This is a genomic window from Rothia sp. HMSC072B03 (genome assembly GCF_001809565.1).
GTDB classification, from domain to species: Bacteria; Actinomycetota; Actinomycetes; order Actinomycetales; family Micrococcaceae; genus Rothia; species Rothia mucilaginosa_A.
On the sequence record NZ_KV797970.1, the window covers coordinates 1 to 26,114 of the forward strand.

The 26,114-nt window shown below is 62.0% G+C and carries 19 protein-coding genes, 1 tRNA gene and 1 rRNA gene; all 21 read left to right on the forward strand.

Features of this window, described 5'->3' with window-relative positions:
- Positions 1 to 42 precede the first annotated feature (42 nt).
- Positions 43 to 159 (forward strand): 5S ribosomal RNA (gene rrf / locus HMPREF2630_RS06715).
- A gap of 347 nt (positions 160 to 506) precedes the next feature.
- Entirely contained in the window at positions 507 to 1,625 is a 1,119-nt protein-coding gene (locus tag HMPREF2630_RS06720; protein ID WP_070484077.1) for a tetratricopeptide repeat protein, read from the forward strand.
- A 184-nt stretch (positions 1,626 to 1,809) separates the two neighbouring features.
- Positions 1,810 to 2,847, forward strand: coding sequence for an HAD-IIA family hydrolase (locus HMPREF2630_RS06725; protein WP_070484080.1), 1,038 nt, complete (start codon positions 1,810 to 1,812; stop codon positions 2,845 to 2,847).
- Positions 2,848 to 2,860: 13 nt separating this feature from the next.
- Entirely contained in the window at positions 2,861 to 3,010 is a 150-nt protein-coding gene (locus tag HMPREF2630_RS06730; protein ID WP_239662766.1) for a GTPase, read from the forward strand.
- 72 nt (positions 3,011 to 3,082) lie between these two features.
- Complete coding sequence (locus tag HMPREF2630_RS06735) at positions 3,083 to 3,835, forward strand: TlyA family RNA methyltransferase (protein WP_049332564.1); 753 nt, start codon at positions 3,083 to 3,085, stop codon at positions 3,833 to 3,835.
- Positions 3,836 to 4,062: 227 nt separating this feature from the next.
- Positions 4,063 to 5,109, forward strand: a complete 1,047-nt coding sequence (locus HMPREF2630_RS06740; protein WP_143131610.1) for an NAD kinase — start codon at positions 4,063 to 4,065, stop codon at positions 5,107 to 5,109.
- A 102-nt stretch (positions 5,110 to 5,211) separates the two neighbouring features.
- On the forward strand, positions 5,212 to 6,933 hold the full coding sequence (recN, locus tag HMPREF2630_RS06745) for a DNA repair protein RecN (RefSeq protein WP_070484083.1): 1,722 nt from the start codon (positions 5,212 to 5,214) through the stop codon (positions 6,931 to 6,933).
- Between the two features lie 253 nt (positions 6,934 to 7,186).
- A complete protein-coding gene (locus HMPREF2630_RS06750) occupies positions 7,187 to 8,881 on the forward strand; it encodes a CTP synthase (RefSeq protein WP_049343492.1) in 1,695 nt (564 codons plus the stop codon).
- 142 nt (positions 8,882 to 9,023) lie between these two features.
- Positions 9,024 to 9,692 carry an NUDIX domain-containing protein gene (locus HMPREF2630_RS06755; RefSeq protein ID WP_070484086.1) on the forward strand — a complete coding sequence of 223 codons (669 nt, stop codon included), beginning with the start codon at positions 9,024 to 9,026 and terminating at the stop codon, positions 9,690 to 9,692.
- Between the two features lie 96 nt (positions 9,693 to 9,788).
- Positions 9,789 to 10,961 (forward strand): site-specific tyrosine recombinase XerD, encoded by a 1,173-nt coding sequence (locus tag HMPREF2630_RS06760; RefSeq protein WP_070484089.1) that lies wholly within the window; start codon positions 9,789 to 9,791, stop codon positions 10,959 to 10,961.
- A 93-nt stretch (positions 10,962 to 11,054) separates the two neighbouring features.
- Positions 11,055 to 11,915, forward strand: a complete 861-nt coding sequence (locus HMPREF2630_RS06765) for a ParA family protein (protein WP_012903857.1) — start codon at positions 11,055 to 11,057, stop codon at positions 11,913 to 11,915.
- 265 nt (positions 11,916 to 12,180) lie between these two features.
- Positions 12,181 to 13,194, forward strand: a complete 1,014-nt coding sequence (locus HMPREF2630_RS06770; protein ID WP_070484092.1) for a segregation and condensation protein A — start codon at positions 12,181 to 12,183, stop codon at positions 13,192 to 13,194.
- The gene (gene scpB, locus HMPREF2630_RS06775; protein ID WP_070484095.1) at positions 13,187 to 14,173 is read left to right on the forward strand and encodes an SMC-Scp complex subunit ScpB; all 987 of its coding nucleotides are present in this window, start codon (positions 13,187 to 13,189) and stop codon (positions 14,171 to 14,173) included. Before HMPREF2630_RS06770 ends, scpB begins: the two co-directional genes overlap by 8 nt.
- Positions 14,174 to 14,254: 81 nt before the next feature.
- Positions 14,255 to 15,415 carry a pseudouridine synthase gene (locus HMPREF2630_RS06780; protein WP_070484098.1) on the forward strand — a complete coding sequence of 387 codons (1,161 nt, stop codon included), beginning with the start codon at positions 14,255 to 14,257 and terminating at the stop codon, positions 15,413 to 15,415.
- 18 nt (positions 15,416 to 15,433) lie between these two features.
- Positions 15,434 to 16,603 (forward strand): prephenate dehydrogenase, encoded by a 1,170-nt coding sequence (locus tag HMPREF2630_RS06785; protein ID WP_083298909.1) that lies wholly within the window; start codon positions 15,434 to 15,436, stop codon positions 16,601 to 16,603.
- Between the two features lie 50 nt (positions 16,604 to 16,653).
- Positions 16,654 to 17,346, forward strand: a complete 693-nt coding sequence (cmk, locus tag HMPREF2630_RS06790; protein ID WP_049332579.1) for a (d)CMP kinase — start codon at positions 16,654 to 16,656, stop codon at positions 17,344 to 17,346.
- Positions 17,347 to 17,457: 111 nt separating this feature from the next.
- Positions 17,458 to 19,038, forward strand: a complete 1,581-nt coding sequence (gene der, locus HMPREF2630_RS06795; protein WP_049346614.1) for a ribosome biogenesis GTPase Der — start codon at positions 17,458 to 17,460, stop codon at positions 19,036 to 19,038.
- Positions 19,039 to 19,290: 252 nt separating this feature from the next.
- Positions 19,291 to 19,364 (forward strand) — tRNA-Pro (locus HMPREF2630_RS06800).
- A 694-nt stretch (positions 19,365 to 20,058) separates the two neighbouring features.
- Positions 20,059 to 21,696 carry an L-lactate permease gene (locus HMPREF2630_RS06805; RefSeq protein WP_049343486.1) on the forward strand — a complete coding sequence of 546 codons (1,638 nt, stop codon included), beginning with the start codon at positions 20,059 to 20,061 and terminating at the stop codon, positions 21,694 to 21,696.
- A gap of 521 nt (positions 21,697 to 22,217) precedes the next feature.
- The gene (locus tag HMPREF2630_RS06810; protein WP_070484101.1) at positions 22,218 to 23,840 is read left to right on the forward strand and encodes an L-lactate permease; all 1,623 of its coding nucleotides are present in this window, start codon (positions 22,218 to 22,220) and stop codon (positions 23,838 to 23,840) included.
- A 569-nt stretch (positions 23,841 to 24,409) separates the two neighbouring features.
- Positions 24,410 to 26,032, forward strand: a complete 1,623-nt coding sequence (locus tag HMPREF2630_RS06815; RefSeq protein WP_049346606.1) for an L-lactate permease — start codon at positions 24,410 to 24,412, stop codon at positions 26,030 to 26,032.
- Positions 26,033 to 26,114 lie beyond the last annotated feature (82 nt).

Genomic DNA, 26,114 nt, shown 5'->3' on the forward strand with positions numbered 1-26,114 from the left:
TTGCGTTCACTGTATGGTTTTTGGATAACAATCCCGTAGGTTTGCGGTGATTATAGCGAGAGGGAAACGCCTGGTTCCATTCCGAACCCAGAAGCTAAGACTCTTTGCGCCGATGGTACTGCACTTTTGTGGGTGTGGGAGAGTAGGTCGTCGCCGCTTTATTATTCAATAGCCCCGGCTTCGCCGGGGCTATTTTTGTTTAACAAACTATTCTGCTTGACGGGTAGTGCGCCCGGTGGAAGAAACTCCGGGCAGAGAATAATAGGGGAGAGGTGCCTCTCCTCCCTAACGTCCACGGTCGAGGCCGCTCAGGCGCTTAGAGAGGCCGCGGATCCGCATCGCTACAGGTGCACGAAAGCCGCCCTCTATACTAGAATGGTATGGCTTATATTGGGCATTAAAGACGGGCCAAGCGCCCCTCCATAGAGTTGATGCCTCAGGCAGCGGACCGTCCGGACCGACTGCATCCACGACCCGCCACGAGCGGATACCTCCCAAGGAGATTCATGTCTGAGACCCCCCGCCACGAGTCTAACGGCTCCGGCCCCCGTCAGCACCGCAAGAACAACGGCGGCAAGGATTTCCGCTCCAAGAAGGGCGGCAAGAACTTCGGCGGTAAGGGCGGTTTCAAGCGTAACGATCGCGGAGGTAAAAAGTTCGACGGTCGCCGCTCTGACTCGCGTTCGAAAGCACCCCGCTCCAATGGCCCCGAGGGTGACGCCCCCCGCGAAGAGGTACGTAGCATCGGTGGCCGTGCAGGCTACCGTCCCGCTAAGCCCAAAGCACCCGAGATTGACAGCGATGTGACCGGTCGCGAACTGGACGGTGCAACCTATCGTCAGCTACGTGCCCTGGAGCCTCGTAACGCTGAGACCGTTGCCAAGCATCTGGTGATGGCGGGTCGTTACCTTGACATCGACCCCGAATTCGCGCTGGCGCACGCCGTTGCTGCCTCCCGTAGCGCCGGTCGTATCGCCGCCGTGCGTGAAGCCGTGGGTATCGCTGCCTACGTGGCAGAGGACTACGAGCTGGCCCTGCGTGAGCTGCGTACTCACCGTCGCATCAGCGGTTCCGTGGACCACCTTGCGCTGCTGGTGGACTGCGAACGTGCACTGGGACGACTGCCCAAGGCACAGGAAATGATTGCCGAATTCAAGCGTGAAGAGCTGCCTGCCGAGGTGCGTGTGGAACTGGCTATCGTCGAGTCCGGTATCCTGACCGATCAGGGCAAGAAGAGCCAGGCTGTGGTAGCCCTTCAGATTCCCCAGCTGAACCCCAAGCGCGCATTCGAATACAGCCCGCGTCTCTTTAGCGCCTACGCCGATGCCCTTGCCAACGCTGGCCGCGATCAGGAAGCCGAGCGTTGGGCACGCCTGTCTGTCGTGGCTGAGGCAGCGCTGGGCCAGGGCAACTTCGCGGAGCCCGAAATCTTCGACATTTTTGGCGAGGCAGACCTCTTCGAGAAGGAAGAGACGCCCGCAGAACGCCCGGTCAAGGCTGCAGATGAGGAAGCCTCCGAGAAGGCAGAAGCAACCGGCTCCGAAGAGAATACTTCCGGGGACTCCGCCGCGGAAGCACCTGAAGACTCTGAAGCCGAGGAAAAGGCCGAGGCTGACGTAGAGTAATAGCCTGTACATACCGAACCGCCGGATGCGGCTCCCCGAGAGCTCGCCTCCGGCGGTTCGCGCTATATCGGAGAGGCTACCCGTCCGAATAGGAACTGCCCGTGACGAACGATAGGCCCCGGTAGTGCGGAACGGGTACGATAGAGGGAAAATACTAGCCGCTCAGACCCCGGAAGAGGTTCCTATGACCACGACCGCACTCCTTGCCCGATACGACGCGCTCCTCTCAGACCTGGACGGCGTTGTCTACGCCGGCCCCTTCGCCATCGAGGGGGCTCCCGAAGCCCTCAACCGTGCGGAGGAAGAGCTCAACGTACCGGTCATCTTCGTGACTAACAACGCTTCCCGTTCGGTAGAATCCGTCGCAGAACACCTTCGCAACCTTGGAGTGCACACCCGGGCAGAACGAGTCGTCAGCTCCGCACAGGCCGGCGCAAAGCTTCTCGCGCAAAAGATTCCTGCGGGCTCCAAAGTGCTGATTACCGGTACCGAGGCCCTCGCCGACTGTGTGCGCGACGCAGGCCTGGAACCCGTACGCACCGAGGCCGAGGGGCCAGTAGCCCTCATTCAGGGCTTTGACCCGAAGATGGGCTGGGAGGATCTCGCGGAAGCCGCATACACCCTCGCTAACCCCGAGGTGCTGTGGATCGCCACTAACACCGACCAGACCATCCCTAAGGAACGCGGCCAGGCCCCCGGCAACGGCACCCTCGTCGCAGCCGTGGCAACCGCTTCGCGCCGTACCCCGCTCGTTGCGGGCAAACCCGAAGCCCCCATCTTCCACACCGCAGCACAGGCCCTGAACTCCGAGCGTCCCGTCATTGTGGGTGACCGCCTGGATACCGATATTCTCGGCGCTAATAACGCGCAGATGGACGGCGCGCTCGTGCTCACCGGTGTGCAGACCTACCGCGACGTCATCGAAGCCGTACCCGAACAGCGCCCGACCTACGTGCTGCGTACCCTGGACGACTTCTTCGCACCCTACCCCGAGATTGAGGTGCTCTTCGAAGGCTACGAGGTGATTGCGACCGGCCCCACCTGGCAGGCACGGGTGCGAGGCGAGAACCTGATTCTCACAGGCCCCGAGAACCTCGACGAGGGCACCTTCGCCGGAAGCGAGAGCGAAGCAGAGGCCTGGCGCGTCGCCTACGCCGCCTGGTGGGCAGCCAACCCCGAGCAGGCCGCCGTACCCGTCATCAAGGGTCTTCCCGGTGCCTAAACAGAACGAAACTATGAACGCCGAGACCACCGACCGTTCTATCGCGGATGCCGAATTTGAGCGGCAACTGGCGGCGACCCTCGCCATGGACCCGGTAGAACGCGTCAAACGTCTCGAAACGATGAGCGAGCAACTGGAAAAGGATCTCGAGAATCTCTCCTAACCTCGCGGCGGTGAGCTCTCAGACGGTAATGTTCTGAGGGTTCACGGCACTACACGACGACAGAAAGAAGATATGGGCAAAGACACCGCGCGCCTCGATAAGTACCTGGTCGAAGCCGGATTCGTGAGCTCCCGAACCCTCGCCGCAAAGCTCATTGCCGCTGGAGACGTGCAGGTCAATGGCAAGGCCGCGCGCAAAGCGTCCAGGCTCGTGGGACCGGAGGATACCCTCTACGTGCGTCAGAGCGAACTGACCGAATACGTCAGCCGCGCAGGCCACAAGCTCGCGGGTGCCCTCGATGCGTTCCCCGATATCGAGGTTGAAGGCAAGCGTTGCCTGGATGCGGGAGCATCCACCGGAGGCTTTACCGACGTGCTACTTCGTCGAGGGGCCCGGCATGTGGCGGCCGTGGACGTGGGGCACGGACAGCTCGTGGACGCGTTACGCGAAGATCCCCGAGTTGGCGTGTACGAAGGCCTCAACGTTCGTTACCTGAAGCCCGAAGATATCGGCGGACAGGTTGAGCTGACGGTCTCGGACCTGTCGTTCATCTCGCTGACCCTGGTCATGGAGGCGCTAGCGAACGCCACCGAAACCGGCGGTGATCTGGTGCTCATGGTCAAACCGCAGTTCGAGGTCGGCAAGCACCGCATCGGACGCGGGGGAGTGGTCTACGAAGAATCCGCCCGCCGTGAAGCGGTGGAAAAGGTACAAACCTCCGCCAACAGTCACGGGCTGCGGGTGATGGGCATGGAGCCCAGTCCGCTCCCCGGTCAGGACGGCAACGTGGAGTACTTCCTATGGTGTCGAAAAGAAAATAAATAGCGTTGAGATAGTCTGAGAGGACTCCAATCGAGCGTGAGTAAAGCGCTACGGCCGGGGACTTCTCGGGCTATCGCGCTATCGAGGTGCCTTGGCAACGGGCCTCCACAGATTATTCGAAATAATTTTCTAAAAATATAGCTCTTTAGAAAATATTCGAGAACATATTCGGTATGATGGGTGTAGATACACCAACTCAATACCCCAACCATGAATGGGAGAGAGTCGTTATGGCAGAACACAAAAGCCACGCACCGCAGGAAGCAACCGCACAGGTAGCTACCGCAGGTGCGCGTCATGGTTTCGAACACCACAGTTTCGAACCTCATGGTTCCGAAGACTCGGTGGAACAACGTCACCGTAAGATTCTCGTCTTCGCCCACGTGGGGCGCAAAGAAGCACGAGATGCCGCCCGACAGGCATGCACCCAGCTCTACGAAGAGGGACTCGCACCCGTCATGACTCGCTCCGATCTGGAGACCCTGAGTGAAAACTGGGACGAGCCCGTCCCCGTGCAGGTGGTGCATGAATCGGTGGCCCTTATCGATATTGAACTTGGCGTGGTGCTGGGCGGCGACGGCTCGATTCTGCGTGCCGCCGAGATGGTGCGCCGAACCAGTATTCCCCTGATTGGCGTGAATCTGGGGCACGTCGGCTTTCTCGCCGAATCCGAAGAGAGCGACCTGAGTGAGACGGTGCGTCACATCGTTAACAGCGAGTACACGGTCGAAGAGCGTATGGCCATTGACGTTGAAGTCTGGAACGACGGTAAGCGCGTGCATAGCGACTGGGCACTGAACGAAGCCAGTGTCGAAAAGGGTAACCGCGAAAAGATGATCGAGGTCATCATCGAGGTAGACTGCCGGCCGCTGAGTACCTTCGGCTGTGACGGCGTGGTCATGGGGACCCCCACCGGCTCGACCGCTTACGCTTTCTCGGGTGGTGGTCCGGTGGTCTGGCCCGAGGTTGAAGCGATCCTGATGGTTCCGCTCTCGGCCCATGCGCTCTTTGCGCGCCCGCTCGTGGCGGCTCCCACCTCAACCCTGGCGGTAGAGCTCATGCCCGAAAACGGTGCCTCCGGTGTGCTGTGGTGCGATGGTCGCCGCACTGTGGAGCTTGACCCTGGCTCGCGTATTGAAGTGCGTCGATCCGAGAAGTCCGTGCTGCTGGCCCGCATCCACCCCGCGCCCTTCTCGGAGCGTCTGGTGCGCAAATTTGAGTTGCCCATCCGTGGCTGGCGCGGTCCGCAGGAGGCTGAGACGCAGTCCTCCAAATAGGGGAGGCTACTTACAATATTCGCTACGCGACGGCAATTGTCACCTCTGCAGAGGGGGGGCGAGAAAAGTTCGAGACGGTCAAAAGAAAAGGAATGAACGTTCGTGATTGAGGAAATTCATATTCGAGACCTCGGCATCATTACCGATGCGAGGCTCCCCCTCGAACCGGGGTTCTCCGTTCTGACCGGTGAAACCGGTGCGGGTAAAACCATGGTTGTCACCGCCCTCGGAATGCTTCTGGGTGCTCGCTCGGACGCCTCCAGCGTGCGCAACGGCGCCAAGAATGCGCTCGCCGAGGCCGTCATCCGCTTGCCGCGAGGCCACCGTGCCCTCGCCCTGGCCGAAGAAGCCGGCGGAACCACCGAAGAGATTGACGAACAGAGCTCGGAGCTGTTGCTGGCTCGCACCGTCAACGCTTCCGGACGCTCGCGTGCTCACGTCGGCGGTTGCTCCGCACCCATCGGCACTCTCGCCCAGATTGGGCAGAGCCTCGTGGCCGTGCACGGCCAGTCGGACCAGCTACGCCTCAAATCGCCCGCAGAACAGCGACAATCCCTCGACCTGTATGCGGGGGAGGAGCTGGCCTCCCTACTGGAGAAGTATCGAGAGAACTACGAACGCTACCGTGCCGCTGCCGCGGAACTCAAGGAAGTTCGGGAGAACTCTCGCGCTCGCGCACTAGAGGCGCAGAGCCTGCAGGGGGCGCTCGAGGAGATCGCCGCCGTCAACCCCCGCGCGGGTGAAGAGGACGAGCTCAAGGCCGAAATGATGAAGCTCATGAACGTTGAGGCTCTGCGGATTGCCTCCGCGACCGCCCTGACCGCGCTGAGCGGTAGCGAATACTCGAGCGGCGAGGAAGCCAACGTTATGGGTCTGCTCGATGCCGCCCGTAGCGCCCTGCAGGGACAGGCCTCTGCCGATGAAGAGCTTGCCGCCCTGGAAGCTCGTGTCAACGAGCTCATGATCCTGACCACCGATATCGCCTCGGATCTTTCTTCCTATGCGGCTTCCCTGGATGTGGAGGGGCCCGAGCGTCTGGCGCAGGTGCAGACCCGCCGCGCCCAGCTGGCAACGCTCATGCGCAAGTACGGGGCGGATATCGCCGAGGTGCTTGAATGGGCCGAGGAATCCCGCGCCCGCCTGGACACCCTCGTTGACGACCCGCAGCGCCAGGAAACTCTCGAAACGGAACTCGTGCAGTTGCGCAAAGTCTTGGGGGAACAGGCAGAAGAGCTGACAAACCTGCGCCGCGCAGCCGCCCAAAAACTTGCCGATGCGGTGAGCGAGGAGCTGACCGCCCTGGCCATGCCGAACGCATCCCTTGTGGTGGAAGTTGCCGAGGCGGAGAAATTCTCGGTACACGGCCGCGACACCGTCACCTTCATGCTGGCACCCCACCGCACCGCCGTGCCCCGCCCGCTCGGCAAGGGTGCATCCGGCGGTGAGCTCTCCCGCGTGATGCTCGCCCTCGAAGTGGTACTCGCCGAAGTGGATCCCGTGCCCACCTTCATCTTTGACGAAGTCGACTCGGGTGTGGGCGGCAAGGCCGCCATCGAGATTGGTCGCCGACTGGCCATGCTCGCCCGGCACGTTCAGGTGCTGGTGGTGACCCACCTGCCGCAGGTGGCAGCCTTCGCCGACCAGCACATCCTGGTGCTCAAGAACGACGACGCCTCGCTGTCTAAAGTGCAGGTGCTCACGGAGGAAGAGCGCGTGGTGGAGTTGGCGCGAATGCTCTCCGGTCACGACCAATCCGAATCGGCTCGCGAGCACGCTCGGGAGCTGTTGGAAGCCGGGCGGCAGGTGTCCCAGGACCAGGAGTGAAACACCCCGAACCGCAAGTAATGTACCTCGAAATCCACCGCCTGAAAACGGGAGTACCGGACGACCAAACCCGGCGCACGTGGGGCGGAGGGTATGAGATACTCAAGGGGTACTTGAGGAAAATCTATGAACGGAGTTGCGGGAATATAAAACCCCCGCAGACGTTACAGTGGAGACAGAACCCGAGGGGAGAGCTCCGGCCTGCGAGAATCATCTCGCGGCGTAGTTCTCTGCTTGGATAGCAGACAAGAAAATGGTAGGCTTGAATTCCGTGGTGAATGAAAAAAATAACGCTCAGAATGCGTCCTCTAACGACAAGGTAACCCGCCAGATTTTCGTGACCGGCGGTGTTGCATCTTCTCTCGGTAAGGGCCTGTCGGCCTCTTCCCTCGGTCAGCTTCTTCGCTCTCGCGGCCTCTCTGTGACCATGCAGAAGTTCGACCCCTACCTGAACGTCGACCCCGGTACGATGAACCCCTTCCAGCACGGTGAAGTCTTTGTCACCGACGACGGTGCAGAAACCGACCTGGACATCGGACACTACGAGCGTTTCCTGGATGAGAACCTCGACCAGTCCGCTAACGTGACCACCGGTCAGGTTTACTCCTCCGTTATCGCGAAGGAGCGCCGCGGCGAATACCTCGGCGACACCGTCCAGGTGATTCCTCACATCACCGACGAAATCAAGTCCCGCATGCGTCACGCAGCGGAAATCGACAACGCCCCCGACATCATCATTACCGAAATCGGCGGCACCGTTGGCGATATCGAATCCTTGCCCTTCATGGAAGCCGCACGTCAGGTACGCCGCGATGTCGGACGCAAGAACGTCTTCTTCCTGCACGTCTCCCTGGTGCCCTACATCGGCCCCTCCGGCGAGCTGAAGACCAAGCCCACCCAGCACTCCGTCGCAGCACTGCGCGGCCTGGGTATTCAGCCTGACGGCCTGATTCTGCGCTGTGAGCGCGAGGTTCCCGCATCGCACCGCTCCAAGATCGGTAACGCCTGCGACGTGGACACCGACGCCGTCATCTCCTGCGCCGATGCCCCCAGCATCTACGACATCCCCAAGACCCTGCACAGCCAGAAGCTCGACGACTACATCCTCGACTACTTCGGCATCGAGGCACCCGAGCCCGACTTCACCCAGTGGGACCGCCTGCTCGACGCAGTGCACCGCCCCGCCGCAGAGGTGAACGTGGCCCTGGTCGGTAAGTACATCGACCTGCCCGACGCATACCTCTCGGTCTCCGAGGCTCTGCGCGCCGGCGGCTTCGCAAACAACGTGAAGGTCAACATCAAGTGGGTTGCCGCCGACCTGTGCGCAACCGACGAGGACGCAGACCACCAGCTGCGCGGCATGGACGCCATCCTGGTGCCCGGCGGCTTCGGCATCCGCGGCCTGGACGGCAAGATTGGCGCCCTCAAGTACGCACGCGAGCACAAGATCCCGACCCTGGGTATCTGCCTGGGTCTGCAGTCCATGGTGATTGAGTACGCGCGTAACGTGCTGGGTCTGCCCGAGGCGTCCTCCACCGAGTTCGACCCCGAGACCCCCGTACCCGTTATCGCCACCATCGAAGAGCAGAAGCAGTTCGTCGAGGGTGCCGGCGACCTGGGCGGCACCATGCGCCTGGGCCTCTACAAGGCAAACCTGGTGCCCGGCTCTCAGGTGGCTAAGGCATACGGCGCAACCGAAGTTGCAGAGCGTCACCGCCACCGCTACGAGGTGAACAACGAGTACCGCGAGCAGCTCGAAGAGGCTGGTCTCGTGATCTCCGGTACCTCCCCGGACTCCTCGCTGGTTGAGTACGTGGAGCTGCCCGCAGAGGTTCACCCCTACTACGTGGCAACTCAGGCACACCCCGAGTACCGCTCCCGTCCGACCCGCCCGCACCCGCTCTTTGCAGGCCTGATTAAGGCTGCCCTGGAGCGCCGCGGCGCATAAGGCGGCCGAACGCGTTGAGCGCCCCATCCGTCCCCTCGGCGGCTGGGGCGCTCGCCGTTTAACCGTCTTAACCCATCGGGGTCCGCCGAGTAACGGGGAGAAGTGCGAGGGAGTTCCGAAACGAACCCTCTAGAATAGAAATATGAGCGAAAACCAGCATATTATCGACGAACCCTCAGAACGTACGATTCGCACCCGGACCGTCAAATACAGCGGATACGTCATCGAAACCGCGGTCGAGGAATACGAGCTGAACGAGGACACCGTACTCACCCGCGACGTCGTGGAGATGCCCGGTGCCGTCGCCGTAGCGGTTCTCAACGAACACAACGAATTGCTGATGCTCAACCAGTACCGGCACCCGGTGCGCATGAACCTCTGGGAGGTGCCCGCCGGCCTGCTCGACATCGACGGTGAGGACCCTCTGCACGCCGCACAGCGCGAGCTCGCCGAGGAGACCGACCTGCGAGCCGCCAGCTGGCACGCCCTGACCGACTACTTCAGCAGCCCCGGCGCAACCAGCGAGGCGGGTCGCGTCTACCTGGCCCGCGACCTGAGCGTGCTGCCCCGCCAGGAGCGTACCGAACGCACCGAAGAAGAGGCGGAGATGACCTACCGCTGGGTTCCCCTGCAGGATGCGGTGCAGCTGGTTCTGGACAGTAAAGTGCACAACGCGCTGGCCATCCAGGCGATTCTGGCCACTTACGCCGCCTCAGCGCGCGGCTTCGAAGGCTTGCGCGAAGCCGCCGGCGGCTGGGAATTCCACCCCTACATGGGGCATCGCCGACAGAAGCCGCAGACCTTCCGCTAGGGTTCGGAGTCTTCTCGCCCGATCCCTCGAAGAGGCATTTCGCGCTACCGTGCGCATCCGAACAAATCCGAACGACCGCGTGAGAAGGGAAGAGATATGGCACAGCCCGCGCTGAAGGGCGCTACCCCCGCGGTTGAGGGGACCGGCGAGCAGACCCCCCTGGAGCGGGCCATCGACCAGTACCTGGTGCATCTGCGGGTCGAGCGGGGGAGTAGCGAGAACACCATCGCCTCGTACACGCGAGACCTGCGCCGCTACGCCGCGTACCTCTCCACCCTCGGGGTAATCGACCCCGAACGCATTACGACCGCGCAGGTACGTTCATTTATGCGCGAGCTTGCCGCGCCCACCGTGCCCCTACCCGGCCTGGCCGCCCCAGTTAAAAAACAGCCGGAGGAAGAGAACTCCGTGGATGCCGAGGAGGCCGCAGAATCCCTGGCCGTCCTCATCGCCGCCGACGGGGGTCGCGGTACCGAGCCGGGGGAGCGGGGGAGCGGCGAGGGAAGCATCCCGCTACCACTGGGTCCTAACTCCATCGCCCGCACCATGGCCGCCGTGCGCGGAGCCCACGCCTTCTGGGCCTCTGCCTTTCTGGTGGAAAAAGACCCCGCCGCGACCGTGACGCCTCCCAAAAACGTCAAGCGCCTACCCAAAGCTATTACCGTGGAGCAGATGCAGCGCCTCCTCGCCGTGCCGGATCGAGACACTCCCATCGGCCTGCGAAACCGCGCCATACTTGAATTCCTGTACGCCACCGGTGCCCGCGTGAGCGAAATGCTCAACGCCGATATCGACGACGTACACAGCGAAGAAACCCTGACCGACGAGGACGGCAACGACATCACCCTCCCCGGGTACGTGCGGCTCTTCGGCAAGGGGAGTAAGGAACGCCTCGTACCCCTCGGAAATTACGCTCACAAGGCCATTCAGGATTACCTGGTGCGCGGGCGGCCCGCGCTCGTGGCCCACGGCAAAGGCACCGCCGCGCTCTTCGTCAACGGGCGAGGCGGTAGGCTGGGGCGCCAGGGTGCGTGGCTCATCCTCAAGGAATCCGCCGAGGCGGCGGGCCTCAGCGCGGACTTCTCTCCGCACTCCATGCGGCACAGCTTCGCAACCCACCTGCTGCAGGGCGGCGCCGATATTCGCGTGGTGCAGGAGCTGCTGGGGCATGCCTCCATCGCGACCACGCAGGTGTACACCAAGGTCACTCCCGAGGGGCTCATGGAGGTTTACCGGATGGCGCATCCGCGTGCCCACGAGCGGGGATAAAACCCCGCCAATCCGCGGAACAGCCGCTCTTGAGGTAACCTTATAGACAACGCTTAAACTTAAAACTTCGAATTCATTGATGAAGGTGAACCATTGACTGAAGCTCAGGCACAAGAACTCGGCCCCACCGGTCGACCCCTGCGCGTGTACCCCGACCCGGCTCCGCTGAGCAGCCACGGTCCCGCCCGCATTATTTCTATGGTGAATCAGAAGGGCGGCGTGGGTAAGACCACCTCCACCATTAACCTGGGCGCGGCACTGGCAGAATGTGGCCGCAAGGTGCTGCTGGTCGACTTCGACCCGCAGGGTGCCCTCTCCGCAGGTTTCGGCGCGAACCCGCACGAGCTGGACCTGACCGTCTACAACGTCATGATGGACCGCAAGGTCGACATTAAGGACGTTATCCTGCCCACCGGCGTGGAGAACATCGACCTGCTGCCCGCGAACATCGACCTTTCCGCAGCCGAGGTGCAGCTGGTCAATGAGGTGGCTCGCGAGCAGGTTCTCGCTTCGGCCCTGCGCAAGGTGCGCGACGAGTACGACGTCATCCTCATCGACTGCCAGCCCTCCCTGGGTCTGCTGACCGTCAACGCGCTGACCGCCTCCGACGGCGTGATTATTCCGCTGATTTGTGAGTTCTTTGCCCTGCGTGCCGTGGCACTGCTGGTCGACTCCATTGAGAAGGTTCAGGATCGACTGAACCCCGACCTCGAGATTGTCGGCGTGCTGGCTACCATGTTCGATGCGCGCACCATCCACTCCAAGGAAGTTCTGGCGCGCATCGTGGACGCTTTCGGCGACAAGGTGTTCGACACCGTCATCAAGCGCACCGTGAAGTTCCCGGACGCATCGGTGTCTGCTGAGCCGATTCTCAGCTACGCCTCGAGCCATCCTGGTGCCGAGGCGTACCGTCAGGTTGCTCGCGAACTGATTTACAAGGGCGGCGCACGCTAGCCCTTCCCTCGATGCGCCCCCTACCGGTGCGGCTTGCGACCCCTTGAGCCGTGCCGGTAGGGGGCGTATAATTATGGGGATTCATTCCCGCTCGCACCGGCTACTTCGCCGATTAACGACCGAAGATGCCGAAGATGCCACCGAGAAATCGCTGAGAAATCGCCGAGAACGCGAGCCTCACGATACCGGCAGGCTTACCCGGCGCATCGACCGGATACAACGCACAGACCGCGGGACGGAAAACACATAAGGAGAACAGGTCTTTATGACCACACACGTCGCTGCCGTGAGGGTACCGACACCGAACGCAGAGGCCGCCCAGAACGCCCAATCCGAGGGCCGCGGCCTGCAGAACCCGGAACGCGGTTTCACCCTCACCCTCAGTAATTTTGAGGGCCCCTTTGACCTTCTGCTGACCCTCATTTCGCGCCGCAAACTCGACATTACCGACGTTGCGCTCGCCGAAGTGACCGATGAGTTCCTCGCCTACCTGCAGGCCCTCTACGCCGAGGGCACGGAGCGAGCCCTGGACGAGGCCAGTGAATTTCTGGTTACCGCCGCAACCCTCCTCGAGCTCAAGACCGCGCGCCTGCTACCGCGGCACCGCGAACCCCTTGAGGAAGATGTCGCCCTGCTCGAGGCCCGCGACCTACTCTTTGCGCGTCTGCTGCAGTACCGCGCCTACCGTGAGGTCGCCGATATCTTTGCCGAACGCTGGGCGCAGGAAACGCGGCGTTTTCCCCGCGCGGTTGCCCTCGAAGAACGCTTTGCCCACGCCCTACCCGAACTGGTTCTGGCCGGAGGCGCCGAAGAGTTTGCGCGCATTGCGGCCGCCGCGCTGAGCCGGCAGCCCGCCGAACCCGAGCCCGCCGCGGAAGAAATCGTGGAGGAGCTGAACGAGCACCTGCACGTTCCGGTCACCACCATCGCCGCCGAAGAACACTATCTGCTGCACACCCTGCTGGACGCCTCCGGGCGCGAACTGCGCTTTGACGAACTTGTGCGGGGCGCGGGCGACCTGGAAATTGCGGTGGTTCGTTTCTTGGCCCTGCTGGAGCTCTACAAGGAGGGCGCCCTGCACGTGGAACAGGAGCAACCCCTGGGCGAGATTCTGGTGCGAGCCAGCGCCACGGCGGGAAGCTTCGTGATTCGCCCCGAGGCTCTCCCCGCAGCGCGGGACGGCTCGGAACCTGTACTTCCCGAGAGCGCGGAAGCCCGCGAAACCCCGGAGGCGGAGTTCACCGAGAACGGCATCGAACCGGAGGAGGAACGTGACTAACCCCGAGAACGGATCGCGCTTCAACCGCGAATTCACCCCCGATGACCTGGCCATCGTGAACCTGGGCTACTGGAATCCGAACGCTGAGGACGATACAGAGCCGGCCGCCTCGACGCCGGTCGAGTCCGCGGTCGCACCCGCGGTCGCACCCGCGGTCGAACCGGTAGCTGAGAACCGGGAGCCGGTAACGGCTGAACCGGCTGAGCCTGATGCCGAACCCGCCGGGGAACCGGAAGAGCCTGAAACGGCGGAGGCACCCGACAGCCCGGAAGCACCGCAGGAACCTGCACCTCGTGCAGAGAAGAGCTCGGCGAAAATACCCGCGGGCGGGCCCTCCACAGCACCCAGCGTGGCGGTCGACCCCGACGCCGAGTTTTCCCGTGTCGAGGCTATCCCCGGCGGCGTCAAAAGCGCCATCGAAGCAATCCTCGCCGTCGCTGAGGCCCCCGTGAGCGTGCGCGAACTCTCCGCCGCGCTCATCGTCAGCGAACGAGCTGTTGAGCACGCGCTCGACCAGCTGTACCGCGAGTACAACGGCGAGGAGACGGAATACGGTGAGGAAGGCATCTCACCCGAGCCGCGCGGATTCCAGCTGCGTCGCATCGCCGGTGGCTGGAAGCTCTACGCCCGCGACGACTTCGCCCCCTGGGTGGCGCGCTTCGTGACCCGTTCCAAGAGCGCGACCCTGAGCAAGCCCGCCTACGAGACGCTTGCCGTGATTGCCTACCGGCAGCCGGTGACCCGCGCGAGGGTCGCCTCGATCCGCGGCGTGAACGCGGACGCGGCCATCCGCCAGCTGCTGCAACGGCAGCTGATTCGCGAGGCCGGGCGAGAAGCCGGAACCGGTGCGACCCTCTACGAAACCACGGATCTGCTGCTGGTAAAGCTTGGGCTGAACTCCCTGGAGGAGCTGCCGGCGCTCGCGCCCTTCCTGCCCGATGACACGGAAGCCGCGGTGCTTGCCGAGGGCAACGACTAAGACAACGAATCAATAAGACGAACGAACGTTCGGGAAGTACCTGAAACGTTCGCACTATACGACAGAAAAGAGAAGAACACCATGGCATACGGAAACTCCTCCCGCGGCGGCCGCTCTGCATCCGGTCGCCCCCAGAACTCCCGCGGTGGCCGACCCGGCGCAGGCCGTCCCGGCCAGGGCGGCAAGCCCGGCGCTAAGGGCGCAGGCGCACGCGGCGGTCGCCCCGGCGCACCGAAGGGTGGCGCTGGCAAGGGCGGCGTAAAGGGCTTCGGCGAGAAGAAGTTCGGTGAGAAGAAGTTTGGCGAGAAGAAGTTCGGCGCAGGCCGCGCAGGTTCCGGTCGCGGCCGCGGCACCGAACTGCCCAAGCGCGAACGCCGCGCACCCGGCCGCCCCTACCGCTCCGGCGAAGCCTTCGCCCACGAGCGCGGCGAGTACCGCGTCAGCAACTACGCCGGCCCGCACCGTCCCCGCCGCCCCCGCAACGCGCCGGTCGACCACTACGAGTTTTACGACCACGACGGCGTGCGCCTGCAGAAGCTGCTGGCTCAGGCCGGCGTGGCCTCCCGCCGTGTGTGTGAGGAAATGATTACCGAGGGCCGCGTCACCGTCAACGGTGAGGTCGTGACCGAACTGGGTGTGCGCGTTGACCCCTCCAAGGTGACCGTGCAGGTGGACGGCATGACCGTGCAGACTAACGACAAGCTCGTCTACATGGCCTTCAACAAGCCCGCCGGCGTGGTCTCCACCATGGAAGACCCCGAGGGTCGCCCCTGCATCTCTGACTTCCTGCGTTCCTCCATGAGCGAGCGCGTGTTCCACGTGGGCCGCCTGGACGTCGAGACCGAGGGCCTGCTGCTGCTGACCAACGACGGCGAGCTGGCCAACCGCCTGACCCACCCCTCCTACGAGGTGCCTAAGACCTACCTGGTGCAGGTGCCCGGCCCCATGGAGCCCGGCGTGGGCGCAGCCATGAAGAAGGGTATTCGCCTGGAGGACGGCGTGACCCGCGTGGACGAGTTCAAGCTGGTGGATTCCACCCCCGGCCACGTGCTCGTTGAGGTGACCATCCACTCCGGTAAGAACCGTATCGTGCGCCGCCTCTTCGACGCCGTCGGCTATCCGGTCGAGCGCCTGGTCCGCGTTGAGATGGGCCCGATCCGCATCGGTTCGCAGAAGCAGGGCACGATTCGTAACCTCTCGAAGGTGGAGATCGGTCACCTGCTCGCTTCGGTGGACATGTAAGAATCCGAGGAGAGTGTCATGAGCCCCTCTACGACATCCCTTCCGCCGGAGCTGCCGATGAGCCCGACCCTGAACGGCCCGGTGCTCATCATCGGCTCCGGCCTGCTGGGCGCCTCGATTGGCCTGGGTCTGCACGCGGCCGGATACGAGGACGTGTACGTTCAGGACATTTCACCCACCGCCGAGGCCGTGGCGCAGGATATTGGCGCCGGCACGAGCTTCTCCTCACTGACGGAGGACCAGCGGGCCCGCTTTGAGCCGCAGCTGGTGGTTGTGGCCGCCCCTCCGGATGTGGCCGGCACCGTGTGCGCGCAGGCCCTGCGGACGTACGGGCCGCGTCCCGAGACCGGCTACCCCGGCGCCACGGTGACCGATGTGGCCTCGGTGAAGGTGCGGCCCCTTGCGGATGTGCGGGCCTCCGGCGCGGATGCATCGCGCTACGTGGGTTCGCATCCGATGGCCGGCCGTGAGAAGTCCGGGCCGGTGGCGGCCCGCGGTGAGCTGTTCCAAGCGCGCCCGTGGATTATCTGCGAGCACGATTCGGTTCGCCCCGAGTGCGTGCGCCTGGTGCGTTCCGTGGCGGTGGAGCTGGGCGCGATTGTGACGGCGCTGAGCGTACAGGAGCACGATCATACGGTGGCCCTCATCTCGCATGTTCCGCAGGCGATGAGCTCGCTGCTGGCCTCGCGCCTGCAGGATACCCCGCTGTATGCTCTGTCCCTGGCGGGGCAGGGGCTACGCGATACGGTGCGTATCGCGGCTTCGGACCCGACGCTGTGGGTTCAGATCTTTGCGGCGAATTCCGAGCCGATTGTGCAGACCCTCTACGGGGTTCGCGATGACCTGAACCGGCTCATCTCGACGCTGGAGAACCCGACGGCTTCCGGCGCTCGCCTGGATTTGGCGCAGCTGATGAGCGAGGGTAATGCTGGTGTCGCCCGCATCCCGGGTAAGCACGGTACGGCTCCGGCGGCCTTCGCGACGATGACGGTGCTGGTGGACGATACCCCCGGCACCCTGGCCCGATTGCTCGCCGAGATTGGTGAGTTGGGCGCTAATATCGAGGACCTGCGGCTGGAACACTCGACGGGTGCTCCGGTGGGTATGGCTGAAATCTCGGTCAACCCCTCGATTCTGGAGTCGCTGGTCCGCGATTTGTCGGCCCGCGGCTGGCGCGTGGTGAAGTAGAGTTAATGCTGTATTTTCCGGCATGGAGCGAGACGAATTAAAGGAGTGCAATGCACGAGAACCCTAAACTGACGATTGCTATCGACGGACCTTCCGGCTCCGGCAAGTCGTCTGTGTCTAAGGAAGTGGCCCGTCACTTTGGCCTGGCCTACCTGGATACCGGTGCGATGTACCGCGCCGCAACCTACCGTGTGCTGGAGCTCGGCATTGACCTGAACGATGCCGAGGCCATCGCGAAGGCCGTCAAGGAGATGCCCCTGGTGTTCGGCACGAACATCAACGAGGAAGAGATCATGATGGGCTCCACCGATATCCGTGAGGAGATTCGTAGCGAGCGCATTTCTTCGGCCGTGTCTGCCGTGGCTTCGGTTCCGGCGGTTCGCGAGTACCTCATCGGTCTGCAGCGTTGGACGATTGACCACGCCGTGAACGGTATGGTCGCCGAGGGTCGCGATATTACGACCGTGGTGGCTCCCGATGCTGACGCACGCATCCTGCTGACCGCCTCCGAGGAAGTACGCATGGCTCGCCGCGGCCTGGAGAACTCCGAGAAGTCCGGCGCTTCGGGTGATTTGAGCAAGCAGATCGCCGAGCGTGACGCGAAGGATGCGAAGGTCAATAACTTCATGGAGGCCGCCGAGGGTGTGACCCTGGTGGACAGCTCGGACCTTGATTTTAATGAGACGGTCTCCGCGGTGATTAACGCCGTGAACGACCAGTTGAAGGCGAAGCGCGCGGGCTAGGTTCCGTGGAAACGCCGGGGGAGCGGGGTATTCGCTCCCGAGAAGACGTTGAGCCGCGCTCGCGTGCTGACCGATGGGTTGGCCGCGGGGCGGGTAGAGAAAGGAGCGCGCATGGCTGAGGACGCTATCCGCGACGATTACGAAGAGAAGTACCTGGGCGGTGGCGAGGACGACGTTACCGAGCGCCTGGCTGAGATTGACGACGAAACCGCCGACCAGCGTGCCCAGGCCTTGCTGGAGGGCCTGGAAGACTACGACCTGGATGAAGAGGACCGCGCCCTGCTGGGTGCCTGGGGCTTCGACATTGAGGAAGAGGAAGAGCAGCTGGCCGACCCGGTGGTGGCGATTGTTGGCCGCCCGAACGTGGGTAAGTCGACCATCATCAACCGTATTCTGGGCCGCCGTGAGGCCGTGGTGGAGGATAAGCCGGGCGTGACCCGCGACCGCGTGTCCTACAAGGCCGAGTGGCTGGGCAAGAGCTTCACCCTGGTGGATACCGGTGGCTGGGAGTCTGATGCCCGCGGTATTGATGCTCAGGTGGCCGATCAGGCCGAGATTGCGGTGGAGCAGGCCGATGTTGTGGTCCTGGTGGTGGATGCCCGCGTGGGCGTGACCGCCTCGGATGAGCAGATTGTGCGTATGCTGCGTCGCGTGAAGAAGCCGATCATTCTGATCGCCAACAAGATCGACGACGCCCACCTGGAGCCGGAGATTTATAACCTCTGGTCGCTGGGTATGGGTCAGCCGTTCCCCGTTTCGGGTCTGCACGGCCGCGGCCTGGCGGATGCCCTGGACGAGATCCTGGAGGTCATGCCGGAGCACTCGCAGTTCGCGCAGCCGGAGGCGCTGGGCGGCCCGCGTCGTGTGGCCCTGGTGGGTCGCCCGAACGTGGGTAAGTCCTCGCTCCTGAACAAGCTGGCGGGTTCCGAACGTGCCGTGGTGAACGACCTGGCCGGTACCACCCGCGACCCGATTGACGAGATCATCGAGCTGGGCGGCTACCCCTGGCGTTTTGTGGATACCGCGGGTATTCGCCGCCGCCAGCACATGGCGAAGGGCGCGGAGTTCTACTCCTCGCTGCGCACCCAGACCGCCCTGGAGCGTTCCGAGGTTGCCGTGGTGCTGCTGGATGTTTCCGAGCCGATTTCTGAGCAGGATGTGCGCATCGTGCAGACCGTGATTGACTCGGGCCGCGCGATGGTTCTGGCCTTCAACAAGTGGGATACCCTCGACGAGGATCGCCGCGAGATGCTGGAGCGCGAGATTGAGCGCGACCTGGCGCACGTGAAGTGGGCTCCTCGTGTGAATATTTCGGCGAAGACCGGTTGGCACAAGGACAAGCTGGTCCCGGCCCTGGAGCACTCGCTGGAGTCGTGGGATTCGCGTATTCCGACCGGCCGCCTGAACGCATTCCTGGGTGAGATTGTGGCCGCGCATCCGCACCCGCTGCGCGGTGGCAAGCAGCCGCGCATCCTGTTCGGTACTCAGGTGTCTTCGCGCCCGCCGAAGTTTGTGCTGTTTACGACCGGCTTCCTGGATCCGGGTTACCGACGCTTCATCATGCGTCGTCTGCGTGAGACCTTTGATTTCACAGGCACCCCGATTGAGATTTCGATGCGCGTGCGTGAGCGCCGCACCCTGGGGGAGCGCCAGAGTGCGAAGGCTAAGAAGGGTAAGGGTGGCCGCCGTTAGCGCGGTCTCGGCTCCTTGAATCGGAATGGGCTGCGCGCCGGGGTGACGGGTTGTGCCGTTGCTCCGGCGCGCGGTGCGTTCGGTGCCGGTTGCGTTTTCGGGAACGAGGTCGGCGGACCGACAGTAGATGCGTCCAAAAGATTTTTAAGATTTTTTCTAAAAACCGTGAATCTGGCTTGCGAGGTGCCGAAAACACCGGTATAGTTATTCGAGTGTTCGGGGGATGCCCCGGGCTAATCGTGAATAACGAATCGGGTTGTGGCGCAGCTTGGTAGCGCACTTGACTGGGGGTCAAGGGGTCGCAGGTTCAAATCCTGTCAACCCGACAGATAAAGCTCCGGGAGGATTTTCCTTCCGGAGCTTTTTTGTATGCTCTGAATCTTATACGGGCCATTTATCCGATTCGTGAGTATCGGCTGTTTGGCGCGACTGACGCGGTCGTGCGCTCGCTGGCGGTTAGAAAGTCCTTGCGCTTGTTCCACCCGTTGATGGAACCCTGGGCTAGGCCCGAGGAACCACTGAGCAATCTCTCCCGGCGAGAGCCTAGCTGACCTGTGCGCCAAGTGTATGTTGCGTTATGTTACCTCCTGCGGGCACAGATTTGGACGGGGGAGGGAGGGCTCGAGCCGCGAAACTGCCGATGGGACGGGTAGTTTGGGTAGAAATGTAAATATGAGCTTGAATCTAAATGTTGGAATACATCTGAATATGTGGGTATTCGATGGTACATTGGATACCAAGGAACCGTGTTTAAAGTTACGCAAACCACCCTTCAGGGGTTTAGATTTCCTTGATGTATCAAGGAATATTTGGGTTTATGTGACCTAAACACGGTCTGGCACACTCAGAATTCACAGCCGTAAAACCAACATAAACCCACGCGAAGACACCTCTTCGCACAGTACCTTTCTGGCACGACGAGAAGGACGCTCTCGGTATATCCCGCAGGGCAGGGAATCAGGCAGGTTTACGGCATAACGATCCCGCCCCTCGGGGCGCGGAAAGGAACGCAATACAATCATGTGGCAGCAAGTCTACGACCCGCTACACTCGAGTGCCCTCTCTGCACTCGTGGCAGCAGTCCCGATTATTTTCTTCCTTCTGGGCCTCACCGTCCTGAAGCTCAGCGGTATTAAATCTGCCGTCATCTCCCTGGCGCTCGCACTCGTGATTGGTTGCGCTATCTTCGGTATGCCCATCACTGCCGGTGCAGGCTCCATCCTCTACGGCTTCCTCTCGGGCATGTGGCCCATCGGCTGGATCGTGCTCATGGCAGTGTGGCTCTACCGCATTTCTGTGCGTTCCGGCGGCTTCGAAATTGTTCGCTCCTCCATCTCCTCCATCTCTACCGACCAGCGCATCCAGATGCTGTTGATCGCATTCTGCTTCGGCGGCTTCCTTGAAGGCGCTGCAGGCTTCGGTATCCCGATTGCTATCTGTGCTGCACTGCTCGTGTCCCTGGGCTTCAACCCGCTCAAGGCCGCAATGTTCGCACTGATTGCTAACGTGAGCTCCGGTGCATACGGCGCTATCGGTATCCCCGTGACCACCGCAGCAACCCGCGGCGGCGTGGACCTGCATGCACTGTCCATCGAAATGGTCCTGGTTATCCAGATCATGGCGGCTCTCATCCCCGTACTGCTTGTTGCTATTCAGGACGGTCTGCGCGGTATCCGCGAAGTCGGTCTGGTAGCACTGATTGTTGGTCTGATTTACTCTGGCGGCCAGTCTGTCCTGCTCGCAGGCCTCGGTAACCCCGAGCTCGTCGACATCATCCCGCCGCTACTGGCTCTGATTGCTCTGGCACTCATCATGCAGAAGTGGCAGCCCAAGAACATCTTCCGTGAGCCCACCGCTCCCTCCCTGGAAGAGGTTGAGGCTCAGCAGAGCGTCAAGCACACCGGTGGCGAAATCCTCAAGGCATGGAGCCCCTTCGTCTACCTGTCCGTCGTGATTCTGCTCTGGTCCACCGCGATGAAGCCGCTCTTTGCTAAGGGGGGCCTGCTGGCCTTCAGTAACATCACCTTCCCCGTTCCGTGGCTGCACCAGACCATCCAGCAGACCGCACCGATCGTTGCAACCCCCAAGGCAATTGACGTGACCTACACCTGGAACATCATTGGTGCTTCCGGTACCGCAATTCTGGTGGCTGCAATCATCACCATCCTGACCTCCTCCATCAGCTGGGGCGAGGCTATTGAGGAACTCGGTGCAACCTGGAAGCAGCTGCAGACCCCGATCATCATGATCTGCCTGGTCATGTCCGTTGCTAACGTCATGAACTACGCGGGTATGATTACCTCCATCGCACTGGCTGTTGCCGCTGTGGGCGCAATCTTCCCGCTGCTGTCCCCGATCATCGGTTGGATCGGCGTGTTCGTGACCGGCTCTGTGGTGAACAGCAACATCCTCTTCGCTGGCCTGCAGGCTACCACCGCACATCAGATTGGTGTCAGCCAGACCCTGCTGATTGCATCTAACACCGCCGGTGGTGTGATGGCGAAGATTGTTTCCCCGCAGTCCATCGCAATTGCAGCTGCTGCAGTAAACAGCGCCGGCGAGGAATCCAAGATTACCTCCATGGCAATCAAGTACAGCGCAATCCTGCTGGCTATCACCTGTGTTTGGAGTTACGTTCTGTCCCTGGTTGTTTCCTAAACAGCGTGAAGCTTCGATGCGTGTAACCTGCCTTCCCTGAAAGGTGAGGTACCGCGACACGGTTTAGCGAAAGCCCCCTTCTACTTCGGTAGGAGGGGGCTTTCGCATTTCTGTGTTTGTGTGCTGGGGAGGAGGTTCGCGGCTAAGGAGCGCAATTATGCACATAAGTATCATTTGTGCACACTTAAGGTCACCCTATCCTGAAGTCTCGAGGAAGACCTGTTAGCTTAGACAGATAAAGTCAAGAGCACCTAGTGAGAGGGAAAGGTTCCGCTCACCGCCGCCGCGCCACGGTATAGTGCCACGGTATATGGCCACGGTATATTGCCTCGGCATATCGCCACGTCATACAACCAAACGCCCGGCAGCTCAAGACCATCACGCTTCACCGATGGACCCATCCACGACGCAAGGACTGGGGCCATCGGTTTTTATGCGGCCTAACGCTTCCATACAGCGCAGGTGCCGTACCGGAAGAAGCGACCGCTAATACACACAGACCGAAAGGAACACCCCGCCCTATGTGGCAGCAAACCTACGACCCGCTGAACTCACCGGTGCTCTCCGCGCTGGTTGCCGCAGTGCCCATCATCCTCTTCCTGCTGGGCCTGACCGTCCTGAAACTCAGCGGCCTCAAATCAGCACTGCTGACCCTCGGCACCACCCTCATCATCGGTTGTGCCGTCTTCGGCCTGCCCATCACCGCAGGTGCCGGTTCCATCCTTTCCGGCTTCCTCTCGGGCGCATGGCCCATCGGCTGGATTGTGCTCATGGCGGTGTGGCTCTACCGCATCGCCGTGCGCGCCGGTAACTTCGACATCGTGCGTTCCTCCGTCTCCTCCATCTCGAACGACCAGCGCATCCAGGTGCTGCTGATTGCATTCTGCTTCGGCGGCTTCATCGAAGGCGCGGCGGGCTTCGGTATCCCGATCGCTATCTCTGCGGCACTGCTGGTATCCCTGGGCTTCAACCCCCTCAAGGCATCCATGCTGGCGCTGGTAGCTAACGCCGCATCCGGCGCCTACGGTGCTATCGGTATCCCCGTGACCACCGCAGCTAAGGTCGGCGGCCTGGACACCGCGCACCTGTCCGCAGGCATGGTTCCGGTACTGCAGATTTTCGTCGCCTTCGTGCCGCTGCTGATGGTTGCAATCCAGGACGGTATGCGCGGCATCCGCGAAGTCGGCCTGGTCGCACTCATGACCGGCATCATCTTCTCCGGCGGTCAGGCAGCTATCCTGATGCTGCTCGGCTCTCCCGAACTGGTCGACATCATCCCGCCGCTGCTGTCCCTGGTAGCACTGGCGCTCGTGATGCAGAAGTGGCAGCCCAAGCACATCTACCGCGAACCCACCGCACCCAGCCTCGAAGAAGCCCAGGCACAGCAGAACGTCAAGCACACCGGCGGCGAGATTGTTAAGGCGTGGAGCCCCTTCATCTTCCTCTCCGCAACCATCCTGCTCTGGTCCACCGCGCTCAAGCCCGTGTTCGCAACCACCGGCCCGCTCGGTGCTGCAACCCTGGCATTCCCCATCCCCGGTATTCACGAAGCCATCACCACCGGTGCCGGCAAGACCGTGACCGCGATGTTCTCCTGGAACACCCTGGGCGCATCCGGCACCGCAATTCTGGTGGCGGCACTCATCACCATCCTGACCTCGAACATCAGCTGGGGCGAAGCCTTCGAAGAACTCGGCGGTACCTGGAACCAGCTGAAGATGCCGATCCTCATGATCTGCCTGGTCATGTCCGTCGCAAACGTCATGAACTATGCCGGTATGACCACCTCCATCGCTCTGGCGCTCGCGGCAGCCGGCCCGGTCTTCCCGCTGCTGTCCCCGATCATCGGTTGGATTGGCGTGTTCGTGACCGGCTCCGTGACCAACGCTAACGTGCTCTTCGCGGGCCTGCAGTCCACCACCGCAGCTCAGATCGCTGTTGACCCGACCCTGCTTGTTGCCGCAAACACCGCCGGTGGCGTGATGGGTAAGATTGTCTCCCCGCAGTCCATCGCAATCGCTGCGGCCGCAGTGAACAGCGCAGGCGAGGAATCGAAGATTACCTCCATGTCCATCAAGTACAGCGCTATTCTGCTGGTCCTGGTGTGTGTCTGGTCCTACACTCTCTCGCTCATGGTGGGCTAATGCCGCTCACGGGTGCGGTTTGTGGGGCGACGGCACGATAGCCTCCCGACAAGCCGTAATGCGCCGGCCCCCTTCCCGATCGCCGACGGTCGGGAAGGGGGCCTTCGTGTTGAAGCGGGGAGTGTAAAGATGGCGTAAGGCTTGCGCTGTCCTCCCAGTCCGGGGACGCGGAATACAGAGCATGGATAATCAACATAGATAATCAATAAATGATAATGACACTCAAATGATATTTCGCTCTGTAAAAGCTCCTAACATTCAACAAACGATGGTGATAACCTTCTATATGGGCATTGGCGCCGAAGGCGAGCTACGGACTGAGAGATTTTAGCCTCGAGGCCTCCGGCGAGAGAACCGATGCCCCATATCGTGCCATATCCTTTCCCGCGCTACGCCTTCCGTCAGAGCCCAGCACACAGACATGATGTTGCTACGCCTTCCGGGCGAAACTCGCAGTAGCAGAGGCGGCGTGAGGTTGCGTCTCCGCACACCCCAAAAGGGTAAACGGGCGTACCTTAAAGCGACATCCAAGCCGCTGTAGGTACTCCTGCGGCGGGGAAGGACAGCATATGTGGTCTCAGACCTATGACCCTCTCAACGCCCCGGTGCTTTCGGCACTCGTGGCGGCATCCCCCATCATTCTTTTTCTGCTCTGCCTTACGGTATTCAAACTCAGCGGCATTAAATCAGCCCTGATTACCCTTGTCCTCACCCTGGGTATTGCACTGGGTGTTTTCCGGCTACCCGTGACGGCGGCGGCCGGTTCAATCCTCTATGGTTTCCTCTCCGCGTTCTGGCCCATCGGCTGGATTGTGCTCATGGCTGTGTGGCTTTACCGCATCACAGTGCGTAGCGGAAAGTTTGCCGTCGTGCGAGCCTCGGTTTCCTCTATTTCACCGGACCAGCGCATCCAGGTGCTACTCATTGCCCTCTGCTTTGCCGGATTTATTGAGGGTGCGGCTGGTTTCGGCATCCCGATTGCTATCTCGGTGGCGTTGCTGGTAGCCCTGGGATTCAACCCGCTCAAGGCCGCCATGCTCTCCCTGGTCGCCAACGCTACCGTGGGCGCGTACGGTGCGGTCGGTATTCCGGTGACCACCGGTGCCGCCATCGGTAACGTGGACCTGGGACATCTCTCCGACCAGATGGTCTGGGTTCTGCAGATTTTCGCGGCCCTCGTGCCCGTACTCGTGGTCGCCATTCAGGACGGCCTGCGGGGCGTCCGAGAGGTCGGCCCGATCGCTCTGGCTACCGGTATCGTGATTTCCGGCCTGCAGAGCATCATGCTGTGGGTCCTGCAGGCCCCCGAGCTCATCGGTATTCTGCCCCCGCTGGTCGGTCTGGTCTTCCTGGCAACTGTCATGCGTTTCTGGCAACCCAAGCACATCTACCGAGAGCCCACCGCCCCGACCCTGGAGGAGCTGGCGGGGAAGAAGGACCCGGCCTACAGCCTGCGTGAAATTGCCAACGCCTGGAGCCCCTTCATCTTCCTTTCCGCGACCATCCTGCTCTGGTCCACCGTGCTGAAGCCCGCCTTCGATGCTAATGGGCCGCTGGGCTTTGCAAACCTTAGCTTCCACGTGCCCGGTGTTCACCACCAGATTGGTGATGGCGAGGGCCTGGCAATTCACGCGGTCTTCAACTGGAACATTCTGGGTGCCGCGGGTACCGCGATTCTGGTGGCGGCTCTGCTCTCCGCCCTGACCTCGAAGATTACCGTGCGTGAGACCCTGCAGGAGCTCAACGGATCCTGGCAGCAGCTGAAGAAGCCCATCTATATGATTTGCCTGGTGATGTCCGTGGCAAACCTGATGAACTACGCGGGCATGACCTCTTCTATTGCTCTTGCGGTAGCTTCCGCCGGCGCACTCTTCCCGCTCTTCTCTCCCGCCATCGGCTGGGTCGGCGTGTTCGTGACCGGTTCGGTCACCAACAACAACGTGCTCTTTGCCGGATTGCAAGCAAGCACCGCGCAGCAGATTGGCGTGGACCCCGCTATGCTGGTGGCCGCCAATACCTCCGGTGGTGTGATGGGTAAGATCGTTTCCCCGCAGTCGATTGCGGTGGCGGTGGCCGCCGTGAACCAGGCCGGTCAGGAGTCGAAGGTTACCTCAATTACCATCAAGTACAGCCTCTTCCTGCTGGTGCTGCTGTGCATCTGGACCTACCTCCTCTCTCTGTTTATGCACTAGTCCGTCCCCGACTTCTCCTCTGAAGAAGTACGAGGGCTGAAGGCTTCTCGAGCGCCCGTTGCTACACGCCGTAGCGGCGGGG

Bases quoted from the DNA above. Each gene is read 5' to 3' on its own strand.
- HMPREF2630_RS06815 (WP_049346606.1), top strand. From the start codon at position 24,410: ATGTGGTCTCAGACCTATGACCCTCTCAACGCCCCGGTGCTTTCGGCA.
- der (WP_049346614.1), top strand. From the start codon at position 17,458: ATGGCTGAGGACGCTATCCGCGACGATTACGAAGAGAAGTACCTGGGC.
- HMPREF2630_RS06755 (WP_070484086.1), top strand. From the start codon at position 9,024: ATGAGCGAAAACCAGCATATTATCGACGAACCCTCAGAACGTACGATT.
- HMPREF2630_RS06750 (WP_049343492.1), top strand. From the start codon at position 7,187: ATGGTAGGCTTGAATTCCGTGGTGAATGAAAAAAATAACGCTCAGAAT.
- HMPREF2630_RS06740 (WP_143131610.1), top strand. From the start codon at position 4,063: ATGGCAGAACACAAAAGCCACGCACCGCAGGAAGCAACCGCACAGGTA.
- HMPREF2630_RS06725 (WP_070484080.1), top strand. From the start codon at position 1,810: ATGACCACGACCGCACTCCTTGCCCGATACGACGCGCTCCTCTCAGAC.
- HMPREF2630_RS06780 (WP_070484098.1), top strand. From the start codon at position 14,255: ATGGCATACGGAAACTCCTCCCGCGGCGGCCGCTCTGCATCCGGTCGC.
- HMPREF2630_RS06735 (WP_049332564.1), top strand. From the start codon at position 3,083: ATGGGCAAAGACACCGCGCGCCTCGATAAGTACCTGGTCGAAGCCGGA.
- HMPREF2630_RS06730 (WP_239662766.1), top strand. From the start codon at position 2,861: ATGAACGCCGAGACCACCGACCGTTCTATCGCGGATGCCGAATTTGAG.
- HMPREF2630_RS06770 (WP_070484092.1), top strand. From the start codon at position 12,181: ATGACCACACACGTCGCTGCCGTGAGGGTACCGACACCGAACGCAGAG.
- HMPREF2630_RS06720 (WP_070484077.1), top strand. From the start codon at position 507: ATGTCTGAGACCCCCCGCCACGAGTCTAACGGCTCCGGCCCCCGTCAG.
- HMPREF2630_RS06805 (WP_049343486.1), top strand. From the start codon at position 20,059: ATGTGGCAGCAAGTCTACGACCCGCTACACTCGAGTGCCCTCTCTGCA.
- HMPREF2630_RS06810 (WP_070484101.1), top strand. From the start codon at position 22,218: ATGTGGCAGCAAACCTACGACCCGCTGAACTCACCGGTGCTCTCCGCG.
- HMPREF2630_RS06785 (WP_083298909.1), top strand. From the start codon at position 15,434: ATGAGCCCCTCTACGACATCCCTTCCGCCGGAGCTGCCGATGAGCCCG.
- cmk (WP_049332579.1), top strand. From the start codon at position 16,654: ATGCACGAGAACCCTAAACTGACGATTGCTATCGACGGACCTTCCGGC.
- HMPREF2630_RS06760 (WP_070484089.1), top strand. From the start codon at position 9,789: ATGGCACAGCCCGCGCTGAAGGGCGCTACCCCCGCGGTTGAGGGGACC.